16 protein-coding genes are annotated in these 17024 nt (G+C 39.3%); 4 read left to right on the top strand and 12 right to left on the bottom strand.

What is annotated here, in order from left to right; genetic code table 11:
* Position 1: 1 nt before the first annotated feature.
* The 3 genes from AC4MRQ_RS14135 to AC4MRQ_RS14145 all read right to left on the bottom strand — a co-directional run bounded on the left by AC4MRQ_RS14135 (position 2) and on the right by AC4MRQ_RS14145 (position 3437).
* Positions 2–310 carry a hypothetical protein gene (locus tag AC4MRQ_RS14135; protein ID WP_491198337.1) on the bottom strand — a complete coding sequence of 103 codons (309 nt, stop codon included), beginning with the start codon at positions 308–310 and terminating at the stop codon, positions 2–4.
* A 98-nt stretch (positions 311–408) separates the two neighbouring features.
* Positions 409–2859 carry a bifunctional UDP-N-acetylmuramoyl-tripeptide:D-alanyl-D-alanine ligase/alanine racemase gene (locus AC4MRQ_RS14140; RefSeq protein ID WP_491198338.1) on the bottom strand — a complete coding sequence of 817 codons (2451 nt, stop codon included), beginning with the start codon at positions 2857–2859 and terminating at the stop codon, positions 409–411.
* A 2-nt stretch (positions 2860–2861) separates the two neighbouring features.
* Complete coding sequence (locus tag AC4MRQ_RS14145; protein ID WP_491198339.1) at positions 2862–3437, bottom strand: thymidine kinase; 576 nt, start codon at positions 3435–3437, stop codon at positions 2862–2864.
* Positions 3438–3506: 69 nt separating this feature from the next.
* On the opposite strand from AC4MRQ_RS14145, the gene AC4MRQ_RS14150 reads away from it, so the two are divergent.
* The 4 genes from AC4MRQ_RS14150 (at position 3507) to AC4MRQ_RS14165 (ending at position 7023) form a co-directional block, all read left to right on the top strand.
* Positions 3507–4493 carry a DUF8457 domain-containing protein gene (locus tag AC4MRQ_RS14150; RefSeq protein ID WP_491198340.1) on the top strand — a complete coding sequence of 329 codons (987 nt, stop codon included), beginning with the start codon at positions 3507–3509 and terminating at the stop codon, positions 4491–4493.
* A 103-nt stretch (positions 4494–4596) separates the two neighbouring features.
* Entirely contained in the window at positions 4597–5292 is a 696-nt protein-coding gene (gene rsmI, locus AC4MRQ_RS14155) for a 16S rRNA (cytidine(1402)-2'-O)-methyltransferase (protein WP_491198341.1), read from the top strand.
* A 52-nt stretch (positions 5293–5344) separates the two neighbouring features.
* A complete protein-coding gene (locus AC4MRQ_RS14160; RefSeq protein WP_491198342.1) occupies positions 5345–6217 on the top strand; it encodes a Cbp1 family collagen-binding glycoprotein adhesin in 873 nt (290 codons plus the stop codon).
* A 116-nt stretch (positions 6218–6333) separates the two neighbouring features.
* Positions 6334–7023, top strand: a complete 690-nt coding sequence (locus AC4MRQ_RS14165) for a YjjG family noncanonical pyrimidine nucleotidase (protein ID WP_491198343.1) — start codon at positions 6334–6336, stop codon at positions 7021–7023.
* A gap of 19 nt (positions 7024–7042) precedes the next feature.
* On the opposite strand, the gene AC4MRQ_RS14170 is transcribed toward AC4MRQ_RS14165, so the two are convergent.
* From AC4MRQ_RS14170 to cobM, 9 genes are all read right to left on the bottom strand, one after another.
* Complete coding sequence (locus AC4MRQ_RS14170) at positions 7043–8275, bottom strand: BamA/TamA family outer membrane protein (protein WP_491198344.1); 1233 nt, start codon at positions 8273–8275, stop codon at positions 7043–7045.
* A gap of 223 nt (positions 8276–8498) precedes the next feature.
* On the bottom strand, positions 8499–9746 hold the full coding sequence (fabF, locus tag AC4MRQ_RS14175; RefSeq protein WP_491198345.1) for a beta-ketoacyl-ACP synthase II: 1248 nt from the start codon (positions 9744–9746) through the stop codon (positions 8499–8501).
* A gap of 50 nt (positions 9747–9796) precedes the next feature.
* The gene (locus AC4MRQ_RS14180) at positions 9797–10360 is read right to left on the bottom strand and encodes a TetR/AcrR family transcriptional regulator (protein WP_491198346.1); all 564 of its coding nucleotides are present in this window, start codon (positions 10358–10360) and stop codon (positions 9797–9799) included.
* Between the two features lie 324 nt (positions 10361–10684).
* Complete coding sequence (locus tag AC4MRQ_RS14185) at positions 10685–11428, bottom strand: energy-coupling factor ABC transporter ATP-binding protein (RefSeq protein ID WP_491198347.1); 744 nt, start codon at positions 11426–11428, stop codon at positions 10685–10687.
* A gap of 182 nt (positions 11429–11610) precedes the next feature.
* Positions 11611–12369, bottom strand: a complete 759-nt coding sequence (locus AC4MRQ_RS14190; protein WP_491198348.1) for an energy-coupling factor transporter transmembrane component T — start codon at positions 12367–12369, stop codon at positions 11611–11613.
* Positions 12356–12652: an energy-coupling factor ABC transporter substrate-binding protein gene (locus AC4MRQ_RS14195; RefSeq protein ID WP_491198349.1), complete on the bottom strand. Its 297-nt coding sequence runs from the start codon at positions 12650–12652 to the stop codon at positions 12356–12358. Before AC4MRQ_RS14195 ends, AC4MRQ_RS14190 begins: the two co-directional genes overlap by 14 nt.
* Complete coding sequence (locus AC4MRQ_RS14200; RefSeq protein ID WP_491198350.1) at positions 12639–13418, bottom strand: energy-coupling factor ABC transporter permease; 780 nt, start codon at positions 13416–13418, stop codon at positions 12639–12641. Before AC4MRQ_RS14200 ends, AC4MRQ_RS14195 begins: the two co-directional genes overlap by 14 nt.
* A 339-nt stretch (positions 13419–13757) precedes the next feature.
* The gene (gene cbiD, locus AC4MRQ_RS14205; RefSeq protein WP_491198351.1) at positions 13758–15596 is read right to left on the bottom strand and encodes a cobalt-precorrin-5B (C(1))-methyltransferase CbiD; all 1839 of its coding nucleotides are present in this window, start codon (positions 15594–15596) and stop codon (positions 13758–13760) included.
* The coding region (gene cobM / locus AC4MRQ_RS14210; protein ID WP_491198352.1) for a precorrin-4 C(11)-methyltransferase at positions 15589–17024 on the bottom strand (1436 nt) is incomplete at its 5' end. The genes cbiD and cobM, both read right to left, overlap by 8 nt.

Here is a 17024-nt window from a genome sequence, read left to right on the forward strand (position 1 = left end):
TTTAGATATAGACCCCCTCAAGATTTACCTTCTGATAAATGGGTGTATCCTTAAACTGTTTGTGCCAGTCTTCCTTCGAGTAGATGTATAGTGATACAGATTTTCCGGATTGAAACTCCACATTGTACCTGGCATCTAAATACTGCTGTTCTAATTGAAAATCCACCTTTTCGTTAGTCAACACATAAATCTGAATATCTTCATTCATCCCAATTCCCTCGGGAAATAGCAACATCACCTCAGCATAAGGGTCCAATGATTGAACATGCTCTTTTACCAAATCAGAAATATCGCCCGTCAGTTGTTTCATAGCTGCAAAAATAGGATTAAAGTACAACCATTAGACAACTGATAAGTATAAAACGCGTAAAAAAGCCGGAAGAATTATTAATAAAATGCCAAGTTCCTCTACTCCATCACATAAACACGCTTAACCCGTCTGCTAATACTCGTCAGAATTTCATAGGGAATCGTATTTAGTGTCTGAGCCAACGTTCCAATGGTGATATCAGAACCAAATATTTCCACTTCATCGCCTTCTTTAACCTGTATATGAGTGATATCGGCCATACACATGTCCATGCAGATATTTCCCACAATATTAGCTCGCCGACCATTAATTGATACTTGTCCCTTGCCATTACTCAATTGCCTGTTAAACCCATCGGCATAACCAATTGGGATAATGGCAATCTGTATCTCTTGGTCAGATTGTCCTTTACGACTATAGCCAACCGTCTCACCAGCTTTCACCACTTTTAACTGTGACACATAGGACTTAAGCGTACTAACCTGTGCCAGTGGCTGATCAGTAGCAGAAACACCATACATACCAATTCCTAATCGCACCATATCGAACTGTGCATTCGGAAATCTTTCAATACCTGCTGAATTGAGAATATGCTTGATAAAGTCATATCCAAGCTCACATTTAATCAATTCACATCCTTGCTTAAAAGTTTGTATCTGTTTTTCTGTAAATCCATCATAAATGGCTTCATCGCTTCCGGCCAGGTGCGAAAATACACTGCTTACCTTCAACTGGCTTGCCTCCTTTAGTTTTGATATTAAGCCATCCAGCTCATCAGGTAAAAAGCCTAAACGATTCATGCCCGTATCCAGTTTTATATGAACGGGTACATTAGTCATTCCTTGTCGTTGAACAGCTTTTAAAAAGGCATCTAAAACTTCAAAACTATATATTTCAGGTTCCAACTCATACTCTAACATCATTGGAAAACTGCTTAACTCCGGATTCATAACAATGATGGGGAGAGTGATGCCTGCTTTACGCAATTCAATGCCTTCATCGGCAAAGGCTACCCCCAGATAGTCTACTTTTTGATGCTGTAGCAGATTTGCTATTTCAAAAGAACCTGTACCGTATGAAAAGGCCTTGACCATAGCCAGCAAACGCGTTTTCTTTTTGAGCTTTGATCTGAAATATTGAACATTATCCGCCAACACGTTCAGGTTGATTTCCAAAACTGTTTTATGTCTTCGCTGTTCCAAAAGCGCCGATATTCGCTCAAAGGCAAAGTTGCGCGAGCCTTTCAGCAGAATCGCCTCGCTTTTAAAGTCATTTATATCAACTTTCTCAAGGAAATCATCGGTACTTAAATATGCATCTATCCCATCCATAGCTGTGAATAAATGCTCACCAATACCAATTAGTTTACTGACTCCCTTTTCGTGACTTAATTGCTTAATCCTTGTAAACAGCTCATTCGAGTCCATCCCACTCTGATAAATATCGGATAGAATTAGTGTTTTGGAAAGTCCTCGCCTCGCTCCCATCTGATTTAGAAAATCCAAAGCCAATTCAAGGGATGTTAAATCGGCATTGTAACCATCATCAATTAACAAACAATTATTGATGCCCTCTTTTTGCTCGAGACGCATGGCAATAGGTTGCAACTCTCCAATATCTTCCTTTAGCTGATCGATGGAAATATCAAACTCTAAAGCAGCCAGAATGACCAAAAGAAGATTATCTATGGAGATAGCATCCTGGTAAACTGATTGAATCTGTAATTCTTGTTCTTTCCATTTTAGTGTGAGTAAGCTTCCGTTCGCACTCGTTATTTGATCAATCAATTGTAGATCGTTGCTTACCTTGCGACCACAGCTAATCAATCGTTTATCCGGGAAACGAAGGCGTATCGTCTCTGAAATCCATTTATCGTCGCCATTGAAAAGAATAGTTTCTGCCGAATGAAACAGTTGAAGCTTCTCATCCAACTTCTGCTCTATACTTTCAAAGTTTTCCTGATGTGCCTGACCAATGTTGGTCAATATACCAATATTGGCTTGAACACAGTTGGTGAGCCGGCTCATCTCACCCGGTTTGGAAATACCAGCTTCAATAATCGCCAAATCGATGTCTTTTTCAAGCATCCAGACGGATAATGGCACCCCAAGCTGGCTATTAAAACTCCGAGGTGAACGACCAACCTTATATCGTTTATCTAACAGTTTAGCCAACCATTCTTTCACAATGGTTTTTCCATTGCTTCCTGTAACACCAACAAAGGGTACAGAAAAAGATTGGCGTATCCTACTGGCAATTTTCTGCAGACAGGCCACCGAATTAGGGCATACAATAAATCCTGCATCGGGGTAAGATGAAAAGTTAACATCAGCCTTTTCTTCCACAATAAAAGCCCTGATACCCTTATCGTATAATTCGGTTATATAGGCATGTCCATCATTATTGCCTGTGTGAATGGCCACAAAAAGAGTATGATCAGGCTCAAATGTTTTGCGACTGTCGTAAACGATCTTCTCAACTTTTATGTTGTCCCTGCCAACGACAGATGTCGATGCGAAATGTGCCAACTGACTGACGCTATACCTCATTTTTACGAATTAGCTTTCATAAAACAACATCTGCATAAAGGCTCATATTCATTTTTTTCACCCAGCAGAACTAATTTTTCATCATCTGATAAGCGATGAGAGAATTGTGCCAAATCCCCACAACGCATACAAATGGCATGTACTTTTGTTACATATTCAGCTGTTGCAAGCAACGATGGTATTGGCCCGAATGGTTTACCCTTAAAATCCATATCAAGACCAGCCACGATCACCCGAATGCCTTGATTAGCCAGCTGATGACAAACATCTGCCAGGCCATTATCAAAAAACTGTGCTTCGTCTATCCCAACAACGTTGACATTTCCGCTCAATAACATTATGTTACCCGATGATTCGACAGGTGTGGAACGAATCGCATTAGCATCGTGCGATACCACTTCGTCGTCACTATAACGCACATCCACCATCGGTTTAAATATTTCAACATTTTGACGGGCGATCTTCGCCCTTTTTAAACGGCGTAATAACTCTTCGGTTTTACCAGAGAACATAGAGCCAACAATCACTTCAACCCATCCTTTTTGCGAATCCCTGTTCGCTTTACTTTCAAGAAACATTCAGCGTATCCTTAATATTTAATTCCAATCGTTAACTTTGTATGTAAGTTAAAAAGCCACTTTGTTACTATGGAAAAAGAAGCACTCATCGATATTATCCTTAACGACATTAAAGAAGTTCATACCCTGGTTAATACCTTTAAGGGTAAAAATGAGCTTAATGCAGCTTTTATCAATTTAACCCGCACTAAAATAGCAAACATTAACGAGGAGTTGGCATTATTGGAGCAACTTAATGATGAAAAAGGTGCTCCGAAAAACAGTGAATCGTCATTAACTTCTGAGGGCGTTAACAATAGTATTGAGGAAGATAATTCAGCTATTGCCGAATCGTCGAGTCGATTTGCAGAAGGAGAGTCGGCTAAAGTTGATATTCCATCTTCAAGCCATTCAGAAACGCCTTCGAGCCACTCGGAGATATCTCCAAAGCTTTCAGAAACATCTTCGGATCTTTCAGAGATACCTTCAAAAGCTTCAGAGAAGTCACCAAAGCCTTCAGAGGCATCTCCAAAGTCTTCAGCAATACCTTCGGAACATTCAGAGACTATTCCAAGACATTCAGAAACATCTCCAAGCAATTCAGAGGTGTCTCCAAGCAGTTCAGAGACGTCTCCAAACTCTGCGGAGATGTCTTCGAATCATTCAGAGATAACGTCAAAGTCTACAGAAATTTCTCCAAAACCTTCGGAAGTAACTACACGGAAAAAAGGAACCAAGTCCAATACCAAATCTACTGTCTTAGGCGAAGTGATTAAAAAAGATAGCTCGTCAGTTAATGAAGCCATAGCTAATAAAAAAGAACAGGTAGAAGACATTAAGCAAATAGGTAAGCCGGTGAGTGATGTAAAAAAGGCTTTTGGGCTAAACGATCGGTTTTATTTCCAACGAGAGTTGTTTGACAATAATGCCGATCTATTTAATCAAACGCTTGACCAGATCAACCATATGGATTCATATGATTCGGCGGTTAGTTTCCTGCAATCGAATTACAGCTGGGAAGCAGATAATGAGGCTACTGAGTCATTTTATAAGAGTATTAAAAGGAGGTTTATTTAGTTGAAAGTTGAAGAGGGTGTGCAGATTTTATGAACAAATTAACGATTCGACAAATTAGCAGATCAACAATCAGCATATTCCCAAATAATCAGAAAAAAAATAAATGAGCAGATTATACGTAGTTCCAACACCAATTGGCAACCTGGAAGATATTACTTTACGCGCGATCCGGATATTAAAGGAGGCTGATTTTATATTGGCAGAGGACACGCGTACAACCGGTTTTTTACTAAAGCATTTAGAGATATCGACACGCATGTTTTCCCACCATAAGTTCAACGAGCACGCCTCGGTTGATAAGGTAGTTGAGCACATAAAAGCTGGCGAAACCGGTGCTTTGGTGTCGGATGCAGGTACTCCAGCAATATCTGATCCGGGGTATTTGCTGGTAAAGAAATGTATTGAAGAGAACATAGAGGTGGAATGCCTACCTGGTCCCACTGCATTTGTTCCTGCCCTCGTCAACTCTGGTTTACCCAACGATCGTTTTTGCTTCGAAGGTTTCTTACCTCAGAAAAAGGGTCGTAAAACGCGACTGGAATTTTTGGCTAACGAAAGTCGTACCATGGTGTTTTACGAGTCGCCCTTTCGCCTGGTTAAAACACTGGGACAATTTATCGAGTATTTTGGTGCTGACAGAAAAGCTTCTGTATCGCGTGAACTAACCAAAATGCACGAGGAAAATCAGCAGGGAACATTGGATGAACTCAAACAATATTTCTCGGCTAAAACCGTTAAGGGAGAAATAGTTATTATTGTAGAAGGTAAAACAGAAGAAAAAAGAAAAAAGAGAGAATAAACGCATTCTAATCAAATATTTAAGCATCCTTACACACTTTAAATTCATTATTATGAAATACTTATTCGCATTGACTACAGTACTTATTCTAATTGGCTGTAATCCTTCTGGAAAAGATGCCGGAAGTAAAGATCAAACGATCGATTCATTGCAAATGATGACGATCGAGAAAGATCGCCAGATGAATAGTCTGGTGTCAGCATTGATTGAGATAGATGACAATCTGCAGGAGATTAAAGAGAAGGAACAGATTATTACCCTATCAGCCGGCAATGTTGAAACAGGTGGCGAAGCTCTGGAAGATCGTATCAACAAAGATATTAAGGCTATTTATGACCTGATGCTGAAAAATAAGGAGCAGATATCGCAACTCGAAAAGCAATTGCAACAATCAGGATCGAACAACACCAACTTAAATAAACTGGTGAAGCGATTAAATACCCAGTTGAAAAATAAAACCATTGAAATTATTAAGCTTCAAAAGCAATTGGAAAGCCAGAGCCTTGAAATTGCTGATCTTAATTTTACAATTGATGGATTACAAGTTGTTGTTGATTCATTGGAAAACGTAAAATATGCCACGCAACAAGAGTTGGAAGAAACAACCGAGAAATTATATCGTGCTTATTATGTTTTCGGAACTAAAAAAGAACTAAAGGATGAAAAGATTATCACCAGTGATGGTTTCTTAAGTAAGAAGAAACTGCTGTCAGAGGGCTTTTCGCAAGATTACTTTACAGCAATTGATTATCGCGAGCTGGATTCGCTTAATGTATTTATGCCTAAGGCGAAGATTTTATCTAATCATCCGGAATCTTCTTACGCACTTGAAACAGCTGATGATGGTTCAATGATAGTGCGGATTACTGACAAGGAAAATTTCTGGAGTATGACTAGACATTTGGTGATTCAGGTTAATAAGTAAATTTCAGAACGGAGGACAGAAGACGGAAGACAGGAGACCAAGATTAGAAACGAGAGGTGAGAATTTGAGTTCTACTCACTACTGACTACTAACCTCTGACCATTAATATCTAAAAAATGAAATACAAACATCTCTTTTTTGATTTAGATCACACACTGTGGGATTTTGAATCCAACTCGGAAGCAACTTTACGAGAGATGTTTGATTCATATCAACTAGCGCGTTTTTTTGATGATTATGACGATTTCTATGCCAAGTATGAAGTACATAATCTCTACTTATGGGCACAATACAGAAGAAACAAGGTGGATAAAAAAACGCTGAATGTTCAGCGTTTTTATCTGCCATTTTCTGAAGTAGGTTTTGATGATTTAACCGTAGCCCAACAGTTTGCCAAAGATTACCTGGATATAAGCGCCACTAAAACACTACTCTTCCCCAACGCACTGGAGGTATTGAAACAGCTGAAAGAGCACTATCAGCTTCACATTATCACTAATGGTTTTAAAGAGGTTCAGAACAAGAAATTAGACAACAGCGGACTGCGTCCGTTTTTCACCAACATTTTTATCTCTGAATTAATTGGTGTACAAAAACCAGATAAGTACTTCTTTGAATACTCTATTAAAAGCAGCCATGCCAATCCCAAAGAATGCCTTGTTATTGGTGATAGCTGGGAAGCTGATATAATGGGTGCCAAAAAAGCCGGGCTCGACCAGGTCTTTTTCAATACAAAAGGTGTATCTCGAAATGAGGAAGTAACATTTGAGATAAAGGAATTAAGGGAATTACTGGATTTTTTGTGATAGTTCAGAAAATTTATAATTAAAAGGTTTCATTCAGATTCAAATAAAAAGCGCCAGCTCCATCTGCCCCCCAACCATAATCGATTGTCAAGTTAGTTCTTGATTTTTTTTGAATCATCACCCGAAGACCAAGCCCGGCAGCTGGCTTGATATATTCAAAAAGCTTAACATCTAAATCTTCGGAAGAGGCTGAAGTTGCATTTGCGAAAACCACAGCTCCTAAAAGGTCAGGATTTTTCTTAACCAACGGGACTGGCACTCTGTATTCTACCTCCGCATAATACATATTATTACCTCTCCACCTGCCTTGAGGATAAGCTCTACCAGAACGTCCCATTTGATCCCAACCTACTGCTGGAAGTGACATATAAGGCAAGGTGCCACTAGTTGTAATATTTAAGTATGACCAAAATGCAATTAAATGCCTTGGAGTTTCTTTTGAGAGATTAAAGTAATCCCTGTATTCTAACCAAAGTGTGGAAGCATTTTTGTCACTTCCCAAAAATTTAGGAATACTGCGGAAAGATGCAAACGCATACCTCCCTGAATATGGATTTGCCACGTTATCTCTGCTATCATACACTATGTTAACAGATAAGCCTGAAGTAGTATACCCCTTAGGATCAAAACCATGAAGTACACTATAGGCAAAGTGATTTGTAATTACGGGAGGGTCAGCGTCAGGATCAAGTAATTGGTCGTTAATGTTGGAATGAATATCCAAGTGGTATCCAATTCCCAGGTAGAAGCTTGGTTTAACCTGTTTTAACGCAGTTTGATGGAAACGTATCAAGTCAAACTCCATTAATTCACCTTCTAAAACACCATCGTTGTAATCTCCAAGTTCAAACCCATTATCTGTGACCAATATTTCGGATTGCGGACCTGTACCCAAGCCAAAGGTAGGTTGGGAAGAAAAAAACAATCGCCAATCACCAATTAAAAACCAATTATTATTATTTGTATATACATTCGATTTTAATGTAAACATTAATTGCTTCTTCGTTGTATAAGTTGCAGTAACAACAGCATTGGACATATTTGTAACGGATGGTTCTCCCAGGAATATCCCTCCTGATGCAGCTGCACCATACATGAAGCCAAATGCGGGGTTGGATGCAAGTACAGGTAGTGGTGTCAAGTATAATTTACCAATTTCAATATCATTGTTTATGCTTTGATCATTGTCCTGAGCGTGAGCAATCAAGCAGCAAATCATTAGTGCTAAGGTTGTTGTAATTTTTTGTTTCATATTGATTAATTAGCGTATATTATTGATAATGTGCTAAGTATAAAAACGGCCATTATACGTATATCATGTTCTGATCAAATTACAAAAAATAGAAGCAGGCTGCAATACATGACTTAACTAGGTCATGATGCTTCAATTAACATTAAACTAATATGTATTACTCCTGTGTTATTGCTTTAACTTATAAACTACATCAAACTATTCCGTTTAAGCTCTACATAACTTAACCAATATATTTTTTTAATATCAGAGCAGCACAATGCCCACCAAACCCAAAGCTGTTACTTAAAGCATAGTTAATTGTTTTTGAGGTCTTTTTTCCTATTGACAGATTCAGCTCCTTAGGTATATTGTTGTCAATCTCACTTGTGTTTATTGTTGGAGGTATTAAATCTGTGTTAACTGATAAACAAGTTGAAATTGCTTCAATCGCACCTGTTCCTCCTAACAAGTGGCCAGTCATAGATTTGGATGCACTAACCTGAATTTGATTAATATTGCTTTCAAACAACCTTTCAATAGCTCTAATCTCTGACAAGTCTCCTAAGTCAGTTGAAGTAGCATGGGCATTGATATAATCAATCTTTTGAGGAGTAATCTTAGCTTCTTTTATTCCATTATCCATTGCTAAATATGCTCCTAATCCATCAGGGTGTGTTCCCGTAATATGGTAGGCATCTGCACTTTCTCCACCACCTATGATTTCTGCATATATTTTGGCACCTCTTTTCATCGCTGAATCCAGGCTTTCAATTATTAAAGTACCAGCTCCCTCACCAACAACAAAACCATCTCTATTTTTGTCGAAGGGTTTAGAAGCAGAGCTATAGTTCTCATTATCAGCAGACATAGCCTTAATGGCATTAAATCCACCAATTGAGGCTTCTGTAATTGGTGCTTCTGATCCACCTGAAATAATGATATCTGCTTTCTCCAATCGGATATAATTAAAAGCCTGAATAATACTTTGAGTTGAGGAAGCACAAGCAGTTACGGGAGTATAATTAATCCCCCTTAATCCATTTTTAATAGAAATAATACCTGGCAGAACATTTGATATTATTTTAGTGATGAAAAACGGATTAAATCGTGGATTAAAATTACTATTGGTATAATCAACAATCTCTTTTTCAAAAGTTTCAAAACCACCAATACCACTTGAAAAGATTACTCCAATCCGATTGGTATCTAACTTAGAAAAATCAAGTTTCGCATCACTTATGGCTTCTTCGGCAGCTATTAGTCCATATTGGCTAAACCTATCAAGTTTTCTTGCCTCTTTTCTGTCAAAATAACCTAAAGGGTCGTAGTTTTTGATTTCGCAAGCAAACTTTGTCTTGAATTTGCTTGAATCAAAGCGCGTTATTTTATTGGCTCCTGAAACTCCATTCAGTAAATTTTGCCAGTACTCATTTACATCCTTTCCAATAGGTGTAATAACACCTAATCCTGTAATAACAACTCTTTTCATATCTACATGTTTTAATCATATACCTTACGGTATATAATAGGATAAAATTTTTATCTCTCTTTTATTTGATGAATTTCGCTAATTAAAAAATCAACATTATTTATTAGAATTTCTGGTTTACTTAACGTTTTTGCCAGCAAAACACTTCCTTGAATTAAGGAAATCATCCGGTAAGAAAAGTTGTCGATATCAATATTCTTTATTTCACCTTTTTCAATGCCTTCACTTAATAGTGATGCTACTTTTCTTTGCCAACCATTTATCGTTTTTATTACTTCTTTTTTTAGTAAATCATTTCCATCATCTGCATCTACGGCAGTATTTAAAATGGCGCAACCACCATTATTAAAAATAGGTTTAAATGCTATTTTATAATGATTTAAAAAAGCAAGTAGTTTATCAACTGAATTGTTCTCCTTTTCAATCTTATTAAGTATTTGTTCTGTTTGAAACTTATAATTGTATTTAAAAGCTTCTACAGCAACTTCGTTTTTATCTTTGAAATTCCCGTAAATACTGCCTTTAGTCAAACCTGTCGCATTAGTTAAATCTGACAAATACGTTCCTGTATATCCCTTTTTATTGAATATAGAAGCCGTTTTTTTAATAATCAATTGCCTGGTTTTTTCTGACCTTACCATAATACAAATATACTCTACGGTATATGACATTCCAAATTTCAGTAGTAATTCGCTTATAAAGATATTAGTAAACCGTCTATATATTAGAGCATTGTTGATTATTTCACATCTCAATATGGTGCTTAATATCTAAACAACCACTAAAAAAAGCTTCAATTTTCACGTAGATAGAATAACTTCTGAAACAATGTCACATTTGCAATTTTGATAGGAAAAAGCCTCTGAAATGGTGTCACCTTTTCTATTCTGACAGACGGAAGTTTCTGAAACGAGGTGCCATATTTTGATTAAAGTGTATTAATCAATCAAAACCTTACGTAAAGGCGCGATACCCAATTCGTCAACCAGACGATCATTCGTAAATAATTCATGAGTGGATGTATCCGATGCCAATCTTCCATCCTTCATCACCAGGACTTTATCAGCCCAATCATTGGCAAAGTCTGAACAATGTGTACTCACTATCAATGTCTTTCCGGCATCTACCAGCTGTTGCAAGATCGCTTTCAGACGTTGCGATTGTTGGTAATCGAGCCAGGCAAATGGTTCATCGAGCATAGTAATTTGTGGTTCCATAGCCAGCACACCAGCCAGGGCTACCTGCTTCTTCTGACCGTAGCTTAAGCTGTGAATTGTTTTATGCTTGATATGCGCGATTCCTGTCAATTCAAGATACTCATCAATCCGCTCCTGCACCACAGCCTCTTTCAATCCCATATTTCGCAATCCAAAGGCTACATCTTCATCCACATGTGTAGATACCACCTGAACATCCGGGTCCTGAAAAACATAACCAATCACCTCACATAATTTGTTGCGCTTCTTTCTGCAATAGCGAAACGTCTCTCCATTAATGTGGTAAGTGCCTTGTTCGGGTTTAATGACTCCTGCCAGTAATAGAAATAAACTGGATTTACCGGAGCCATTTGCCCCCATCAAAGCCACCTTCTCTCCCTTTTTTATGGCGAGCGATATATTACTTAATGCCTTTATCCCTGAAGGGTAGGTGTAATTTATATTGGATAGTTTAATGAGTGACATATCTGACAGTTAATAGTGATGAGTAAATAGTTATTAGTTGTTAGCGATTAGAGGTTAGTTGACTATAACTTATAGAAGTATCAAGATTCAAGACACAAGTATCAAGATGATTCACATGGTGCAATAAGCATGTTTCTTGTTTAATGTCAACCTTCATATATTAATCAGCTTAAAGAAAACAATTAAATAATACTGAATGATAAAATAAAAAGTACAGTGGCTAATACAACAAGCAGCAGAATAGTATCCGGTGAACTATTGATCCATTTAGTAGGTGTATATATCACTCCCTGGTAGCCTCTGACTGTCATGGCCTGATAGTTTTGCATCGAAATACGGAGACTTTTAATAAAAACCGTTGATAGCATGGATGAAAATGATTTCAGGGATAGCCTGAAGCTTTGATAGCCCATCCGCTGACGCTGCGACATTCTGATTTCTTTGGCACAGGATTGTACACCATGCAAATATCGATACGAGAGGAAGATCATTTCGATAAGTACATCCGGTACTTTCATTTTCTTTGCCAGGGTTATTGCTTCTTCGAAAGTAAACATACGCATGGCAAACTGGATTGCTAACAGACCATTGATGGCTTTGATGGCAGTCAGTACGGCATACCAAAGTCCATCAGCTGTAATGTTCCACCACAAACCCAGAAAGTTAAAATTGAGCAGTGCCATTGTATTCTCACTGCCAACTTCAAAGATTAATCCGCACGATCCTGCCAGGATAAAGGATAAACCAATAACCAGGACTTTGCCTTTTCGATCTCTTTTGGGTAAAAGCCATTGCATTCCTATAAACCCAGCGCACAAAATGACCACCTGAACTTGTAAATGTGGAATACTCACTGCTAAAAGAATCCATAGCATTACCAGTACAGCCTTTTCGACTGTACCTTGCAACACTTGATATCTGTTCAGTTTATTGTGAGGCATTTGTGGCGGCCTTTTTCCCTTTTATGAATCCAATGAAATAAAACAGAACTCCTGCTCCAATGGCTGATTGCAATGAAAATAACAAGCTTTCCGTTTCGCCTCCCGGAGGTGCCCAGACATTCTCAATCCACGGTATGTAATCAGAGTTATCAATCATTTCAGCAGCCATACCATCGGCACCGCCAAACTCAGAATCGCCACCCAGCCATAATGCAACAATTGGTATTATTACAACAAATGCTAACAGCATATAATTGTATGCCTTTAATTTATTTGATTTCATGAGCGATTTTTCTTTTGCGTAAACGATTGAATGTATTAAATGAAAAAAGATCGGATTCTTTCACAAAGTCATTATTGATTAAAACATTGATAACCATGACCGATAAAAGTCCTTCAACAATAGCCACCGGAACCTGGGTAATACCAAATATGCCCACAAATTTGGCAAAAGCTCCCATCACACCACTTGAGCCATCAGGATGTGCCAGTGCCAGTTGAGTAGAGGTAACAAGGTAAGTAAACAGGTTGCCAAGTACAGCAGCAAAAAAGAAAGCCACTCGCATGGAAGCCCCCAACTTTTTGAATAAGCGATACACTAAAAATGTTACAATGGGTCCCGCAAAAGCCATGGCAAAAGCATTAGCTCCAAGGGTTGTTATACCCCCATGTGCCAGCAAAAACATCTGAAACAGCAATACAACTGTACCAACTACTGCCATAGATGCAGGACCTACCAGAGCCGTACCAAAGCCCATTCCTGTGGCATGTGAACTACTTCCTGTTACCGAAGGCAACTTCAATGAAGATAGCACAAATGCAAAAGCCACCACCATTGCCAAAATCATACGTTTCTCAGGTGTTTCAGCGATCAAAACTTTTACCCGGTTTATTCCAACAAGTAAGACCGGCAGAAAGGCCAGGCTCCAGGTCACAGCCCAGTTAACAGGCAGGTAGCCTTCCATAATATGCATACTAAAAGCTGGTATGCATACAAAAAGTAGCAAGACGAGATTGATGCTCTTCTTTATATTGTTTGTTTGTTTCATATATTGGTTATTTAATTACCATTATTACCATTTAGTCATTCGTAATGTGAATCACTATTACAACAACTATTTAATGTATCGCACTTTCAGTGCTTAAGCGTTTTTGTACGATGATCGCAGGGCTTCACCCTGCGCTTCTATGTTACGGCCTTACAGGCCTGATCCTTAAAAATCATTTACCCGTAGCCCTGTAAGGGCAATACTTATTAGCATAGTCCGTCAGGGCTATGGCTAAATCTAATAATGTTATTGAGGGCTGTAAGTCCGACACATCCATTGCTTGTCATTTACATTGTTAATCCAAATTCTTAATTCATTAATATCATTTTTTAATACTCTCTACACCAATAACTTTCCATCATTACCAATAAGGATAATTTTCAGTTGAAAACCTTTCACCACAGTACCTGCAACAGATTCACACTTTTGTTTGAGCAGCTGAAAAAAGGATTCTTCATTCTCAAAAGGAAAGATGGTTTCCAGTTCACGCGCCATGGTGATCGTCTTTACCTTTTTAAGCATATCATTTGAATAACCAGCTTCTTTCACCAGACTAGAGATAAACCCTTTATCCATCACAACTTTTCTGCTATGGGTATCCAGATTACCAGCCGCCAACTTAACGGCCTTTCCCGTCATTATGCCCATGCTCACCTGATGAATGCTTTTGTTATTGGCGACTTTAAGCGCCTCACCTATATAGTTACCATACTGCACAAAACAATGCGAAGGCAGCGTATAGAAATGCTCTCTCAGATAGCGCTCACTACGTCCACCTGAGTTGAACACCACGTGTTTGGCCATATTATCCTTGACCACATCCAACTGTCTGACAATGGATGCCACATAGGCTTCTGATGAAAAAGGTTTAATACGACCTGTACTTCCGATGATGGACAAGCCGCCTTCAATACCCAGTCGCGGATTAAAGGTTTTCTCGGCCAAGCGTTTGCCCTGAAGAATAAATACCTCAACATCAAAACTGGTATTTACCAAGTCATAATCGCAGACCAATCTTTCCAGCTCATTCGTAATCATCTGACGCGGTACTTTGTTAATAGCAGGCTCACCAATGGGTAATCCCAAGCCCGGTAATCTCACCGTTCCTACGCCTTCGCCTTTTACAAAGCGGATACGCCCAACTTTATTGTAATGTATACGACAGCCAATGACCATACCATCCGTTAAATCAGGATCATCGCCACTGTTCTTAATTACGGTTGCATAGGCTGAAGTTACTTCCTTTCCACTCGTATAAATTGGCATTGTTACAAGTTCACCATCGGGTAAGCTTACCGACTCTTCATCATTGCAAAAACCACTAATCAGAAGCATTGCAGCTGCACGGGCACATATTGTGGCACAAGTACCCGTTGTATAGCCATGTGCCAGTTCCGGATTCGGCAAGCCAAAGTTGGCCTCCATGTATTTACGTAAATCGGCACGGCACTTGGCAACAAGCGTAAACTCAGGCAATGCTGGTCGCTCCATAATAATTAAGGGAATACGGTACTTTTCGGCTAATTCAAGCTTTTGATCAACCAGCCCATTATGACCACTATCTTTGGTTAAAAGTGCTTCTATACCCTGCTCCTCAATTAAGGTCGCCGCATCATCTAAATTGTCAAATTGTAAAGAAGCGATGACTTGTTCTTTATACACACCACTATTGAGTGCTTCGTCCCATGATAATGGTCGGTCCAGGATTCGATACCACAACTGCTTATCAGGTAAGGCTCTGTGCAAAGCACCAACACTTTTAACGCCCATCAATGACAGGATTTTACCGTAGCCCTTGGATTGGCAGAGCTCGGTCATCTCCTCCAAGGAAGCGACGTAGTGCACGTACGGTGAACTTGACTTACTGGTTAAAGAGCGTTCCACTCTCACACGCGGCACATTCAATTGCGTTGCACAATGATGAATATTCCAATGCAACTCATGGGCAAAAGGATGAGCAGCATCCACGATCAGATTGATTTGATGATCCTTGCAAAAGCGTATCATATCCTCTGAACTCATAGCTTGCTCCATCTTTTCAGAGCCCTTGTGCACACGAAAAGACGTTGGTGTCTTGGTCGAATAATAATAGGTAAATCCCATATCATTCAACCAATTGGCTGTGGCTTTCCCTTCTGTAGTCCCGCCAAAGAGTAATATGTTGGCCTGTTTAGTCATCCTTACCACTACGGAATAAATGGGTGAACTTTCGATCGTAAAGTTTTGAACGGTTATCGCGGTTGTCAATGGCATCACCCACCACAATCATTACGGTCAGTGTCAGGTTATTTTCTTTTACAATCTTCGCCAAATCTTTCAGTTGCCCACGCCAGATTTTTTCCTCTTTCCAGGTGAGCTTATAGCAAATAGCCACAGGTGTTTCAGGAGCATAACCTTCCAATAACTGACGTTGCATTTCATCAATCAGGCTAACACTAAGAAATAAGCAGATGGTACTCTGGAACTTTGCCAATTCCGATAACTTCTCTTTGGGAGGCATCGGGGTGCGCCCCTCACCTCGTGTCAGGATGATGGTTTGAATACGCTCAGGAATGGTGAATTGCGACTTCAATCGAGCTGCAGCTGCCTGAAAAGATGAGATACCCGGGATAATATCGTAGGGCATATTGTGCTTGTCGAAGAAATTCATCTGCTCCTGAATGGCGCCATAAATACACGGATCACCCGTATGTAAGCGGACGACTAATCCACCTTTGTCATAGGCCGTCTTCATGGTATCGAACTGCTCTTCCAGATCCATCTGTGCCGAATTACGAACCACACAACCTTCCCTGGCATAATGGGTTAATTGCTCAGGCACCAAACTACCTGCATACAATATCAGATCCGCAGACTGCAAGAGTCGTTTCCCTTTGACAGATACCAATTCAGGATCTCCTGGGCCTGCTCCTACAATGTAGATCATACCCTGACGCTCGTATGCGAGTCTCATGGCGACTGCCAGGGTGAAATGTTTACCATTCTCATCACAGCCTTTTTGCTTTGCCAGCAGTAATTGATGATTTCCTGAAGCAACCAAAGCAGAGGCTTCTGACACATTCTGAGCGCCTGTAGCTGTTAGTGCAGCTTCTGATACATTTAAATTATCCGCTACACAATTTAAATCCTCTGCACTGTAGGTTGTAAATGGAATATTACGCGACTCAGAATACGCTATAAAGGCATGCTCTTCTTTTTTAAGATCTACTGAATGAAGCGATTTTACCGACAATGGACTTAATCCATTCTCTATCAGTTTATTTTCAATGGCATTAGTGTAGCATTCAGCATCCAGTTCTTTTTGTGAACCAGAACCTAATACCAGGCATCTCGGACGCAGAAAAAGGGTCGGTCGATTACTCTCCCTGATAAACGGACTTACGGTTATTAATAAATCATAATCCGCTTGATTGACCTCATCCCAATGATAGTAAAGGTCAACATATTCCGGCACCGTTTGCTCCATAAACTGCGTCCCGGCATCCTTTACTTCAAGGATAAGCGCCGTTTTTTCACCATTTACAAACCTCGATATAAAGGTGTTCTCATCAATCCCAACATATTCATTTGTCCAATTGTAAGAACGCCCCAAAATATCCAGGGCCC

Source organism: Carboxylicivirga sp. (assembly GCF_982718395.1).